The organism is Bradyrhizobium sp. 149 (assembly GCF_023073915.1).
Taxonomy (GTDB): Bacteria; Pseudomonadota; Alphaproteobacteria; order Rhizobiales; family Xanthobacteraceae; genus Bradyrhizobium.
Genome location: NZ_JADPKK010000019.1, coordinates 16,850 through 29,263 on the forward strand (window position 1 = coordinate 16,850; position 12,414 = coordinate 29,263).

Consider the following 12,414-nt stretch of genomic DNA (forward strand, 5'->3'; position numbering starts at 1 on the left):
CTCAAGCGTCCCGCTTGCGAACCGGAGGATCGAGCGACTTTAGCACAACCCGCCGGATCATGTCGGCATATTCGCGATATTCGGCAGCCCGCGCCTGGTACATCTCGGCGACCGCAGGCCGGCCACTGCGGCGGCCGTCGGCGGCCATGCGCTGCACCAGCTCAGCCCGCTCCTCGATGATGCGCAGCGCGACCCGCAGAGCTTCATCCACTCGCCCCTCCTGCTCTTTTGCGAGGACGTCGCCAGTGAAGGCGTGACCGACCTGGCAACGGAAGCGCATCGGACGCGCTTCCTTGATCTCAGACAGCACGCCCCCGCAGGCGGGACAGGTCAGCGCAACCGGATCAGCCACGGCGAGGAGATTGTCGCTGCCGATCCGTTCGCCGGCCGCGATCTCGACCTCGAGCCGGATCTCCGGCGGGATCGGCAGCGCGGCGCCGGCAGCCTCCCTGGCAAGATCAGAGAGGACATCACCCATTCCGGCGCCGGCGACGCAAAGATCGATGATGGTCGCCTCCAGGGCGCTCCTTGGCATCTCATCGGCGATGGCGTCCGAGGGGTCCTGAACCACGGATATCCCGCCGCAGCGCTTGATCGCGTTGAGACCGGCCGCACCGTCGGACAACAGGCCGCTGAGGAGCACGCCGATCACGCGCGGGCCGTAATTGATGGCGGCCGAGCGAAACAAGGCGTCGATGGCCGGCCGGACCATGTTCTCGCGCGGGCCGCGCCCGAGGAACACGCGATCCTCGGACAGCAGCAGATGATGGTCCGGTGCGGCCAGATAAACCTGGCCCGGCTCTATCTTCATGCCGCTTTCGGCCTGCCGGACCGGAAGTGGGCCGGCGCTGCTGGCCACCGTCGAGAGAATGCCGATGCCCTGCGCCGGGATGTGCAGGACGATGAACACCGCCGCGGGCAGATCGGGCGGCAGGCGGCCGAGGATCTGCTTCAGCGGTGCGGTCGCACCGGCCGAGCCACCTATGACGATGATGTCGCGGTTGCTCATGGAACCCGCTTTCTTTTGTATCGTTTGTACCAAGGCGGGTCACCGCCCTATGTTCCTAGGACCGGAAAGGAAGGCATGGGAGGCACCATGGCGATATCGCCCACGTCGTCACGTCCGCTGTCGCCGCTCAGCGGGCGGCGGATCTTCGTTGTCGAGGACGAATATTTTCTCGCCGATGACATTGGCAGGGCATGTCGCGCGCTCGGCGCAGATGTCGCGGGCCCGGTGGGTGATCTCGACGACGCGCTCAGGATTCTGCACGACGGCAGCATCCTCGATGCCGCCGTGCTCGACGTGAACATCCGCAGTCAGATGATCTTTCCGGTCGCCCGTGAACTGAAGGCAAGGAACGTACCCTTCATCTTCACGACCGGATACGACAAGGTCACCATCAGTCCGGAATTCCACGACGTGCCGATCCTGGAAAAACCGATCGATCTGCCGGCGATGGGACAGAAGCTGGCCGCGCTGATCGCCGATCTGCACTGTTGAGCAGGACGACGATCAGAACAGATGTGCGAAAGCGATCCAGGCGGCCACCGCCATGCACAGGAGCACCGCAGCATAGGGCAGCGCGATCCGCAAATCGGCAGGCCTCCCGCCCTCAGTCCATCATCATCCAGACGATCGCCGCCATCATCACGAGGAAACCCGTGATGGCCGTTGCGACAAAGGCCTGTTCGACACGATCCATTGCCATCACGGCCCCCTCTTCGAGCCGAACCAGCTTGACGGCTCAGGGAGCCTTGCGCATTAGGCTATGTGAATCATCATCCCCCTTTGTCGGTCCGCGGGATTGGCCGCGCCGCTCAGCGAAGATTGCGACGGCATCGTTCTACGACTTCGCCGTGCCAGGCTCTGCCATCTTGCGATGCTGCTTCGCCAACATCTCGTTCGGCGTGACGTTGGCGACCGTGGTCTGGATCTTGTTCTTCATTCCAGTCACGATGTCGGACTCGCCGGCCAACATGGCGTCGAAGCCGGCCTTCGCGACCTCGTAGGCACTGTCCTTCTGCTCGGTGCCGACCTTGGTGTCCATCATGTCGGCGCGGCGGAAGAATTCCGTTTCGGTGGCGCCCGGCATCAGGCAGGTGACGGTGACGCCGCTGTCGCGCAGCTCCTCGCGCAGTGCAAATGAGAATGAATCGAGGAAGGCCTTGCTGGCGTTGTAGACCGCCTGGAAGCTACCCGGCGTGAATCCGGCGATCGAGCCCGTGATCAGGATGCGCCCCGAGTTGCGGCGGAGCATCTCGTTGCCGGCGCGATGGATCAGATAAAGCGTGCCGGTGATGTTGGTGTCAACCACGCGCCTGACGCGCTGGAAATCCTGATCGAGGAAGGCCTTGCCGAGGCCGACGCCGGCATTGGCCAGCAGCGCGTCGATCGGCCGGTCGCCGACCGCGGCGCAGAGCTTGTCGACCCCTTCTGTGGTGGCGAGATCGGCCTCGACAGGCTCGACGCTGGCCCCAAGCCTGCGGAGATCGACGGCCACCCGCTCGATCTCGGGTTCGTCCGCCGCGATGACAAGGTTGAAACCTGCCTGGGCACAACATCTTGCGAGTTCCAGGCCGATGCCGGTGGAGGCGCCGGTGACGACGGCGAGTTGATTGGCGGGCATGAGCGAATCCTTGGGATGGCGTTGACGACGCTCCAATGGCTGCGACCGCCTCTCGTTCCTATCCAAGCCAAACCTCAGGTCAAAGCCTGTGCGGTGCGAAGATTTTCCGCGTGCAATAGCAACCATCGTTCGTTGTTCGACTTGGATGCCTCGTAGCTCGCGGGAGGACAGAGATGAAGGCGCTGGTTTGGCACGGCAAGGAGGACATTCGCTGCGACACCGTCACTGATCCGGAGATTCAGGACCCGCGCGATGCCATCATCAAGGTCACGAGCTGCGCCATCTGCGGCTCAGACTTGCACCTCTTTCACAACTACATTCCCGGCATGCTGCCCGGGGACATCATGGGCCACGAGACCATGGGCGAAGTGGTCGAGGTCGGCTCGGGAGTTGACGGCAAGCTGAAAAAGGGCGACCGCATCGTCGTGCCCTTCACGATCATTTGCGGCGAATGCGACCAGTGCAAGCGCGGCAATTTCTCGGTCTGCGAGACCACCAACCGCAAGCGTCATCTCGCTGAAAAGGTGTTCGGTCATTCCTGCGCCGGCCTGTTCGGCTATACGCATCTGACCGGTGGCTATCCCGGTGGCCAAGCGGAATATCTACGCGTGCCGTTTGCCGACGCCACCCACATCAAGGTGCCCGCCGGCATTCCCGACGAGCAATTGCTGTTTCTCAGCGACATCTTCCCGACCGGCTGGCAGGCTGCCGTGCAATGCGACATCGAGCCGACCGATACGGTTGCGATCTGGGGCTGCGGTCCCGTGGGGCAGATGGCGATCCGCAGCGCCATCCTGCTCGGTGCGAACCAGGTGATCGCAATCGACTGCCTGCCCGAGCGGCTCAGCATGGCCGAAGCCGGCGGTGCCACCACCATCAATTTCGAAAGCGAAAGCGTTCTGGAGCGGCTCAAGGAGCTCACCGACGGCAGAGGCCCTGAAAAATGTATCGATTGCGTCGGGATGGAGTCGCATGTGATGGCCTCCCTGCCCGACACGCTGCTCGACCGCGCCAAGCAGATGATGATGGTGGAGAGCGACCGGCCGCATGTGCTGCGCGAGATGATCTATGTCTGCCGTCCCGGCGGCATCATTTCGGTGCCGGGGGTGTACAGCGGATTCTCCGACATGCTTCCGATGGGCGCCTTCATGAACAAGGGCCTGACGATGCGCACCGGCCAGACCCACGTCAACCGCTGGACCGACGACCTGCTCCGCCGCATCGAGGAAGGCGAGATCGATCCGTCCTTCGTCATCACCCACACCGTCCCGCTCAGCCAAGGCCCCGAGATGTACCAGGTGTTTCGCGACAAGCGCGACTCCTGCGTCAAGGTCGTGCTGAGGCCCTGAGGAGCTAGATCAATGTTTCATTTCTCCAACATCGTGCGTACCAAGGGCGACCCTAAGATCGTCGCGGGCGGGCCGAGCCTGAAGCGGCCCGAAGACCAGCTTGCCCGTGCGCTAGGCTGGTTCAGCATCGGTCTCGGCGTCGTGGAATTCTTCGCGCCGAGGCGCGTCACGGAAACGCTGGGCATGGAAGGCCATGAGACGCTGGTTCGCGCCTTCGGCGTGCGGGAGATCATGGCCGGGATCATGTCGCTCTCGGTCGACAAGAACGCCGGCCTGTGGGCCCGCGTCGGTGGCGACGGCCTCGATGCCGCCGCGCTGCTCTCGGGTCTGACGGCGGACAATCCCAAAAAGGGCAATATCGCCTTGGCGCTGCTGATGGTAGGCGGCATCGCGATGCTCGACTACCGCGCCGCGCAGGACACCAAGCCGCGGCGGCCGCCCCGCGATGCACGGCGCAAGCTGTATCCGAACCGCAGCGGCTTTCCCAAAGGAATCGAGAGCGCCAGAACCGCGGCAAAGCAGATCGCAGCGCACGCCGCGGGACGAACCTGAGCAAGTACGACGAGGTGATGCAAGCCAATGAGCGACGAGTCCCGTAACGACGGTGCATGGTGGGAATCCGCCGTCATCTACGAAATCGCACTCATCTCGTTCCAGGACTCGGACGGCGACGGCAAGGGCGACCTCGCCGGCCTGATATCGCGCATCGATTACCTGAAATGGCTCGGCGTCGACGCGGTGTGGCTGACGCCGATCTATAAGAGCCCGTTCCGCGATCTCGGCTACGACATCTCCGATTACTGCTCGGTCGACCCTGCGTTCGGCAGTCTTGACGCGTTCGACCGCCTGCTCAAGGCGCTGCACGCGGCGGATATCCGTCTGATCCTCGATCTCGTGCCCAATCATACTGCGAACGATCATGCATGGTTTGTCGAGAGCAGCAGCTCACGAAACAGCGCGAAGGCCGATTGGTACATCTGGGCCGACGCGGCCGAGAACGGCGGTCCGCCCAACAACTGGCTGAGCCGCTTCGGCGGCAGCGGTTGGGAATGGTGCGAGGCGCGGCGGCAATATTATTATCACTCCTTCCTGGTCGAGCAGCCCGATCTGAATTGGCGCAACCCGCAACTGCGCGCCGCGATCGCCGATGTCATGCGCTTCTGGCTCGATCGCGGCGTCGACGGCTTTCGCGTCGACGCCAGCGCGGTCCTGATCAAGGACGCGCTCCTGCGCGACAATCCACAGAACCCGCAAGCCAAAGGCAAGCCGCCGCCGCAGCGTCAGTCCCCCGTTTTTACCGACGACCGGCCGGAGACGATGAGTTGCATCGAGTTCATTCGCGAGGTGATCGACGGCTATCCGGGCCGGATGTTGTGCGGCGAAGTCCAGGGCAAGACCGACCGCATCGGGCACTTCTACGGCAACGACCGACCGCGCCTGCATTTGCCGCTCAATTTCGCGCTGCTCGACGCCCCCTGGGACGCGCTGTCGCTGCAAGCGACGATCGACGCGTATTTCAACGCCATCCCCGATCATGCATGGCCGGTCTGGGTGATCGGTGGCCACGACAAGCAGCGGATCGCGACCAAGCTCGGCGACGCGCAGATGCGGGTGCTGGCGATGCTGCTGATGACGCTGCGGGGAACGCCGTTCTTCTTCATGGGCGACGAGATCGGCCGCAAGCGCGTTCCCATTCCGCCCGACCGGGTCCGCGATCCCTTCGAGAAGCTCGTGCCGGGCTACGGCCTTTGCCGCGATCCCGAACGCGCGCCGATGCGATGGGATGACAGCGTCAACGGCGGCTTCACCATCGGCAATCCATGGCTGCCGCTGGAGCCGCCCGACGGCGCGGCCAACGTGGCAGGGCAACGGCGCGACCCGCGTTCGATCCTGGCGCTGTTTCGCGCGCTGATGGGACTGCGGCGCGAGCATGCGTGCCTGCGCCGCGGCGATTACGAGCCGCTACGCTCACAGAACGATGTTCTTGCCTTCAGGCGGGCGGATGGCGGCCGCGAGCTCCTGGTCGCGCTCAACATCGCCGCCGAGCCGCGGAAATGGCACTGGCAAGGTCGCGGCCGCCTGCTGATCTCGACGCATCTGGACCGGCCGTCCGAGCCCATGCCGGACGCCTCCATCCTGCTCCGCGGCAATGAAGGCGTGATCATCGCGCTCGATGCAAGATGAGGGCCGAGGAACCATCCGCGCCTCGGAGAGTCTCTTCAACGCTTCCGGCGTCCCCCCTGCCGGAGGCTGAATAGACGAAACCGCGGCCCCGGCGCTCACCCCCTTCAAGCACCGGGGTAGCGGCGTGAGCCAGGAGGCGGACCATGAGCAAGACTAAGGGCCTCGGTCAGCGGATCGCCGGCAAGACGAAACAGGTCGTCGGCGAGATCGTCGGGGATCAGGATCTCCATGAGGAAGGCAAGGAGCAAGCGGAGCGCGGCCGGGACGAACAGAGCAAGCCGAGCGAGCTCAATCCGTTGAAGAAACTCAATCAGCTGACGTGAACGCCGCCGCGCCGTCAACCATTTCCAATCCAATTCGCCCCGGTGATGAAGGCGCCTCACGGCAACGCTCGCGCTGGATCGCCGCTGCCGAACTCGGCCTGATCAGCAGCACCTTCTCGACCATTGTCAGCCAGCTCTTCGCCGCGCGCATCGGACGCGATGCCGCCGTCGACTGGATGACGGTCGCGGCCATTCCCGCGCGCGATTGGGCGATCAGCGCGGAGCCGTCGTGGAGCGCGATCCTTGCCGGGATTGCCTTTCACCAATGGGCGGACTTTTCCTGGGCGCTGGTCTTCTTCGGCGTGCTCGGGCGCTGGACCGCCGACCTGCGGCCGCTGACGATCCTGCTGCTCGCGCTGCCCTGGGCCGTGTTCTCTTCAAGCATGGAATGGTTCGTGCTGGTGCCGCTGTTTCCGTTCTGGCAGCCGCTGTTCACGCTGCAGCAGCCCTACTGGATCGGCCTGCTCGTCCACGGCTCCTCGGCCGTGATGTATCCCCTGTTCGCCCGGCTGCGCTGGACGCGGGGCGCGGCACCCGAGCGCGATGTTCGCTTCACCAATGCCTGGACCACGGGCGCACTGGCGGTAATGATGCTGCTCGGGGCGACCGCGTTGTTCGGCAGCCATGGTTATGAGCCGCCGTGGATGGGCCGCGACAGGGACGCGGACCAAGCTTACATCCGTCATATGACCGCGCATCATGCCCAGGGCATCGAACTGGCGCGGATCGGCGCGGAGCGCGCGCAGGATCCGCATCTGCGCAAGCTGGCGATGCTGATGGTCGCGAGCCAGACCGGCGAGAACCAGATTTTCGAGACCTGGTGGCTGAGCTGGTTCGACACCGAGATGCCCGACTGCAACACGGAAGAACGTGCCGCGATGCCGGGCTTCCTGACACAGGCCGAGATGCGACAGGTCAAGACCGCGCCGGCGGACCAATTCGATGCGGTGTTCGTCCAGACGATGAGCAAGCATCACGCCGGCGCGGTCAAGATGGCCGACCAGATGTGGCATAGCGGCGGCGATCTGCGCTTGCGTGTCATGGCCCACGCCATCCGCCACGAGCAGCAGGGCGAGATCGCGCTGATGCACGGCGCCAGCGGCATCGCCGCCGTCACCACGGCATTCCGCAATATGCTCGGCGATAACGTCAATTGAGCGGATCGTCCCCTACTCTCGCCAATACTCCGCCAATTCTTCGGCGGTCATCAGATCGACCTGGCCGTGAAAGCGGGTGCGGTACATCGTCATGAGCGCATCGTGGCCGACGTCCGACGAGCTGCACAGCGCATCCTCGACGATGACGACCCTGAAGCCGAGATCGACGGCGCTCAGGACCGTCGAGAGCACGCAGACGTCGGTCTCTGCGCCCGTGATCACGACCGTGCGGACGTTCTTCTCGATGAGCAGGCTGGCGAGGCCGGGATTGCTGAACGCGGAATAGGCCGGCTTGTCGACGACAGCAGCGGGCGGAACGAAGTGGCTCAGAGCCGGCACGAGGTCGAGAGCAGACGGCGGAAGATGCTTGCGGGTCGCCTTGCGCCAATGACGAAAATAGCTCTGCCACTGTCCGGGACGATCCTCCGGATCTTCCGGCGTGATGAATCGCGTGAAGATCGTTCTGACCTGATGGCGCGAAACGATAGAGGCGATCGTCGGCAAAACTCTCGCCATCCAGGGCGTCGCCCAAAGGCCACCCGGAGCGAAAATGTTCTGCATGTCGATGCAGAGATGAACGGCATCTCTGATGTCCGCAACCTCCGACGCGCTGTCCCTCATCGTGCTTCACCATCGAACCATAGCCACGCGCCAGCAGCCGGCATTTGCGCGGCGACCTCGCCGGTGGCAATGCGATCCCGACGATCATCGTTCCCCATCACCGGGAGGCGCGATCCAGTCGCACCGCCGAGTCGAACGAGCCCGGCGCTCGTGGGTTTGGGGACCACCGTCGCTTTAATCGGCACCGTGCTTGGGAGCCCGGCTCACGCCAGGCAGTCGGCATGCGGGCCTTGCGCGGAAACGGACTAGTCACGTTCCCGGGCGTCATCAAATAACTGAAGGATATCAAGGCCGACATGGCCAAATGGTGCGCTCGGAGGGACTCGAACCCCCACGATTTTACTCACTGCCACCTCAAGGCAGCGCGTCTACCAATTCCGCCACGAGCGCTTTTGGGGATGCCGGCTTGAGGCTTGAAGGCCAACCGGATCAACGGCGCCGATCTAACAAATCCATCAGAGGGGTACAAGCCTCCAAAGGCCCTGAATTCCACAAGCTTTGCAGGAAAGTTCCGGCCTCTTGCCCGGGATCGGCCTTACCGCCTGCCCAGGCCGCTACCGTGTGCCCGGGCCGCTACCGCGTGCCCGGCACGCGCGGCAGCATCTGCTTGACCTCGACCGCGATCCGGTTGCGATCGACCAGCACCACGCCGGAGGCGACCGGCAGATTATTGGCCAAAACCTTGACCTCGTCGGCCTCGGTTGCGTCCAGCTCGATGATGGCACCGCGGGAAAGACGTAATACTTGATGGATCGGCATGGTGGTCGTCCCGAGGACGACCATGAGATCCACGGTGACTTTGTCGAGAGTAGGCACTTCAGCACCACCGCAACTTGGGACTTGGACTAAGGACTCGGCATTTGCGCCTGGGATCATCACCCGGTTATGGTTAGCCAATGGTTAATTCACCCAAAACCCTCCGCCAAGATCAACGTCAAGACCTCGATTTGGCGTCGTTTTCCGCCGCAGACGCCGAACCCGTGGAGTGGCGGATTTCGAACGCGCCCGTGCCTTATCCCGAGGCCGTGGCCGAAATGGAGGCGCGCGTCGCGGCGATCGCGGCCGGTGACGCCCCGGAGCTGGTCTGGCTGCTCGAACACCCCCCGCTCTACACCTCCGGCACCTCGGGCAAGGCCACCGACCTGCTCGATGCGCGATTCCCGACCTTTGCCACCGGACGCGGCGGCCAGCTCACCTATCACGGGCCCGGCCAGCGGGTGGCCTATGTCATGCTCGACCTCAAGCGCCGCCGGCCGGACGTGCGGGCCTATGTCGCGAGCCTGGAGGAATTGATCCTGCGGACGCTCGGCGCCTTCAATGTCCGCGGCGAGCGGCGCGAGGACCGGGTCGGCGTCTGGGTCAAGCGGCCCGACAAGGGACCCGAGCACGAGGACAAGATCGCGGCGATCGGCGTCCGGCTGAAACGCTGGGTCTCGTTCCACGGCATCGCCATCAATGTCGAGCCGGAGCTGGAGCATTTCGCCGGCATCGTGCCCTGCGGCGTCGCCGATCCCCGCTACGGCGTTACCTCGCTGGTCGATCTCGGCCAGCTCGTGACGATGGCCGACGTCGACGTCGCGCTCCGGCAAGCCTTCGAGGAACTGTTCGGGCCGACCCGGGCGCTGCTGCCGGAAGCCGTCTAACGCTTTCTGCAGAGTGCTCCGCCTCTCTCATTCTCCGCCGACGCGGAATCGCTACGCTTGATCCCGGTGTCGCCCACGCCTCCCCCCTCCGCCGGGAAAGTAGATGTCATGCCGGGCGAATTGATCATCGGACCGACTGTTCGAGCGTCAGGCATAAGGAGGGGTTGCGATCATGCTCGCAATGGGAGGTTCTCACGATGAAGCTGTCTGCACCCATCTATCATCTGAAGCGGAGAGCGAAGCGCATGTCCCGCGAGGAAGGCATTCCGTTGCACGATGCGCTTGACCGCATCGCCGGCACGGAAGGATTTTCCGCATGGAGCATGCTTGCGGCGAAAGCTGCCGCGGCGACTCCGGCCAACAGGCTGTTCCCGCAATTCCAACCGGGTGACCTGGTGCTGGTCGGCGCGCGCCCCGGCCAGGGCAAGACCCTGATGAGCCTCGAACTTGCCGTGGAGGCGATGCGGTCCGGCCGCCGCGCCGCGTTCTTCTCGCTCGAATACACCGAGAAAGACGTTCTGGATCGCTTTCGGGTGATCGGCGCGGACCCGGCGGAATTCGAAAAACTCTTCGAGGTCGATTGCTCCGACGCTATCAGTGCCGATTACGTCGTCAAGCAGATGGCCGCAGCACCGCGCGGCACAGTCGTGGTGATCGACTATCTGCAACTGCTCGACCAGCGGCGGAAAAACCCTGACCTCACCGTCCAGGTACCCGCGTTGAAATCATTCGCACGCGACAAGGGATTGATCGTCGTCTTCATCTCGCAGATCGACCGTTCCTATGATCCCTCGGTCAAGCCCTGCCCTGACCTCGACGATGTCAGGCTGCCGAATCCGCTCGACCTGAAGCTGTTCGACAAGACCTGTTTCCTGAACAATTCCGAAGTTCAATTCCGAATAGCGAGCTGACGATCCCTCGCAACCAGTTCAAGCCGCGGGTACGTTTGTTCACCCGCGGCCTTCGTCCTCACGCCTTCTCCGGCGAAACCTCGAGCTTGCCGGCGATGGCCGGTGTCGACGTCTTCGGCGGGCGTTTGAAGATGTTTCGGCGCAACCGGCGCCCGGCTGCCGGAAGCAACGATCTGACGGTCGTCAAACGCTTGCCTTGAGGAAATCGACGAAAGCGCGAACCCGCGGAATGTTTTGTCGACCGGGCAGGATTAAAGCCGTGATCGGTTGTGGGTCGGGTTCATGACAGTGCGACAGCACCGGCACCAGCCGGCCGTCCTTCAAGGCCGCCTCACCCAGAAAATCGCCAAACCGCACGAGCCCGGCGCCAGCCAACGCAAGGTCGAGCAGGAAGTCGGCGCTGTCCGAGCGGATCGATCCCTTCACCGGCGCCATGATGCGCTTGCCTTGTTCGACCATCGGCCATTGCGCGAGGCGCGAGAAGCCGCGGAGCTGCAGGCAATTATGCCGCGCGAGATCGGCCGCTTGCTGGGGAATGCCATGACGCTCCAGATATCGCGGGCTGCCGGCGATAATGCGCCTGACTTCACCAAGGCGGACCGCGATCAGCTCGCTGTCGCCCAGCGGCCCGACCCTGATCGTGACGTCGACTTGATCGGCGATCGGATCGATGCGGTGATCCCCCACTGAGAGGTCGACGGTGATTTCCGGAAACTGGTCCATGAATTGCGGCAGCAGCCACGCGAGCCGGTGTCTTGCAAACGCGGTGCCGCTGTTGATCCGCAGATGCCCGCGCGGCCGCGCATGGACGGAGGCCACATCTGCCTCGGCGGCCTCGACCGCAGCCAGGATGCTCCTTGCATGAACGAGGAACGTTTCGCCTTCCTGGGTCAGCACCAGCCGCCGTGTCGTCCGATGCAGAAGCTTGGCCCCGATACGGCGCTCCAGCCTGGTCACGATGCGAGAGACGCCTGAGGCTGTCAGTTCGACCTCAGTGCCCACGGCCGCAAAACTCCCCAAATCGACCGTCCGGACAAAAACCGCGAGGTCCGACACCGGGTGCATCAGCATATTCATGACTTCTAGGTATGAGTGACTATCAAAAGCGAGATTTATCTCGATCCCTAGCATGAATATGACGGAGGTCCCCAAATCCGGAGACCTCCCTATGCCCCTCGCCCGCATTTCCGTTCCGGCCCATCTGGCGCTGGCCCAAATCCGCGCCCTTGCCGATGCCGTGCACGAGGGTCTCGTCGAGACCTGTGGTGTGCCGCCCAAGGATCGATTTCAGCTCGTTTCGGCCTATGCGCCGGAAATGATGCTCATCGACCCGACTTTCCCTGACGTCGCCCGCACGCCGGACGCGTTGATCATCGAGATTGTGCTTCTCGAAGGACGCACGGTCGATCAGAAGAGAAATCTATTTCGGCGGATCGCTGATCGGGCGGTCCGTGCGGGATTTTCCGGAGACGACGTCATGATCGCGCTCACCGAGAACGCGCCGGCGGATTGGTCGCTCGGTCGTGGCCTTGGCTTTGGCGATAACCACGCTCCGATGGCCGCCAGTCCTGCATCCACTCGCTGATAACGAATGCACGG

General features: G+C 63.8%; 14 protein-coding genes and 1 tRNA gene. 9 read left to right on the plus strand and 6 right to left on the minus strand.

Annotation, left to right across the window (positions count from 1 at the left end):
• Window position 1: 1 nt before the first annotated feature.
• On the minus strand, window positions 2-1,009 hold the full coding sequence (locus IVA88_RS11585; protein WP_247497419.1) for a chemotaxis protein CheB: 1,008 nt from the start codon (window positions 1,007-1,009) through the stop codon (window positions 2-4).
• Between the two features lie 87 nt (window positions 1,010-1,096).
• On the opposite strand from IVA88_RS11585, the gene IVA88_RS11590 reads away from it, so the two are divergent.
• Window positions 1,097-1,501, plus strand: a complete 405-nt coding sequence (locus IVA88_RS11590) for a response regulator (protein WP_247497420.1) — start codon at window positions 1,097-1,099, stop codon at window positions 1,499-1,501.
• A 343-nt stretch (window positions 1,502-1,844) separates the two neighbouring features.
• Here the strand turns inward: IVA88_RS11590 and IVA88_RS11595 are convergent, their stop codons facing one another.
• Complete coding sequence (locus IVA88_RS11595; protein WP_247497421.1) at window positions 1,845-2,627, minus strand: SDR family NAD(P)-dependent oxidoreductase; 783 nt, start codon at window positions 2,625-2,627, stop codon at window positions 1,845-1,847.
• A gap of 173 nt (window positions 2,628-2,800) precedes the next feature.
• On the opposite strand from IVA88_RS11595, the gene IVA88_RS11600 reads away from it, so the two are divergent.
• From IVA88_RS11600 to IVA88_RS11620, 5 genes are all read left to right on the plus strand, one after another.
• Window positions 2,801-3,976 carry a zinc-dependent alcohol dehydrogenase gene (locus IVA88_RS11600; RefSeq protein WP_247497422.1) on the plus strand — a complete coding sequence of 392 codons (1,176 nt, stop codon included), beginning with the start codon at window positions 2,801-2,803 and terminating at the stop codon, window positions 3,974-3,976.
• Window positions 3,977-3,988: 12 nt separating this feature from the next.
• Entirely contained in the window at window positions 3,989-4,528 is a 540-nt protein-coding gene (locus tag IVA88_RS11605) for a hypothetical protein (protein ID WP_247497423.1), read from the plus strand.
• Window positions 4,529-4,555: 27 nt separating this feature from the next.
• Window positions 4,556-6,160, plus strand: coding sequence for an alpha-amylase family glycosyl hydrolase (locus tag IVA88_RS11610; protein ID WP_247497424.1), 1,605 nt, complete (start codon window positions 4,556-4,558; stop codon window positions 6,158-6,160).
• Window positions 6,161-6,303: 143 nt separating this feature from the next.
• Entirely contained in the window at window positions 6,304-6,483 is a 180-nt protein-coding gene (locus tag IVA88_RS11615) for a CsbD family protein (RefSeq protein WP_247497425.1), read from the plus strand.
• Entirely contained in the window at window positions 6,480-7,640 is a 1,161-nt protein-coding gene (locus IVA88_RS11620) for a DUF305 domain-containing protein (protein WP_247497426.1), read from the plus strand. Before IVA88_RS11615 ends, IVA88_RS11620 begins: the two co-directional genes overlap by 4 nt.
• Before the next feature lie 12 nt (window positions 7,641-7,652).
• Here the strand turns inward: IVA88_RS11620 and IVA88_RS11625 are convergent, their stop codons facing one another.
• The 3 genes from IVA88_RS11625 to IVA88_RS11635 all read right to left on the minus strand — a co-directional run bounded on the left by IVA88_RS11625 (window position 7,653) and on the right by IVA88_RS11635 (window position 9,077).
• Window positions 7,653-8,261 carry a cysteine hydrolase gene (locus IVA88_RS11625; RefSeq protein WP_247497427.1) on the minus strand — a complete coding sequence of 203 codons (609 nt, stop codon included), beginning with the start codon at window positions 8,259-8,261 and terminating at the stop codon, window positions 7,653-7,655.
• 305 nt (window positions 8,262-8,566) lie between these two features.
• A tRNA-Leu gene (locus IVA88_RS11630) sits at window positions 8,567-8,651 on the minus strand.
• Between the two features lie 183 nt (window positions 8,652-8,834).
• Complete coding sequence (locus tag IVA88_RS11635; protein WP_085351347.1) at window positions 8,835-9,077, minus strand: FliM/FliN family flagellar motor switch protein; 243 nt, start codon at window positions 9,075-9,077, stop codon at window positions 8,835-8,837.
• 80 nt (window positions 9,078-9,157) lie between these two features.
• Here IVA88_RS11635 and lipB point away from each other — a divergent pair, with 80 nt between their 5' ends.
• Both lipB and IVA88_RS11645 read left to right on the plus strand, forming a co-directional pair.
• Window positions 9,158-9,904 carry a lipoyl(octanoyl) transferase LipB gene (gene lipB / locus IVA88_RS11640; protein ID WP_247497428.1) on the plus strand — a complete coding sequence of 249 codons (747 nt, stop codon included), beginning with the start codon at window positions 9,158-9,160 and terminating at the stop codon, window positions 9,902-9,904.
• Between the two features lie 197 nt (window positions 9,905-10,101).
• A complete protein-coding gene (locus IVA88_RS11645) occupies window positions 10,102-10,815 on the plus strand; it encodes a DNA helicase (RefSeq protein ID WP_247497429.1) in 714 nt (237 codons plus the stop codon).
• Between the two features lie 183 nt (window positions 10,816-10,998).
• Here the strand turns inward: IVA88_RS11645 and IVA88_RS11650 are convergent, their stop codons facing one another.
• The gene (locus tag IVA88_RS11650; RefSeq protein WP_247497430.1) at window positions 10,999-11,946 is read right to left on the minus strand and encodes a LysR family transcriptional regulator; all 948 of its coding nucleotides are present in this window, start codon (window positions 11,944-11,946) and stop codon (window positions 10,999-11,001) included.
• Window positions 11,947-11,983: 37 nt separating this feature from the next.
• Between IVA88_RS11650 and IVA88_RS11655 the strand changes: the two genes are divergently transcribed.
• A complete protein-coding gene (locus IVA88_RS11655) occupies window positions 11,984-12,400 on the plus strand; it encodes a tautomerase family protein (RefSeq protein WP_247497431.1) in 417 nt (138 codons plus the stop codon).
• Window positions 12,401-12,414 lie beyond the last annotated feature (14 nt).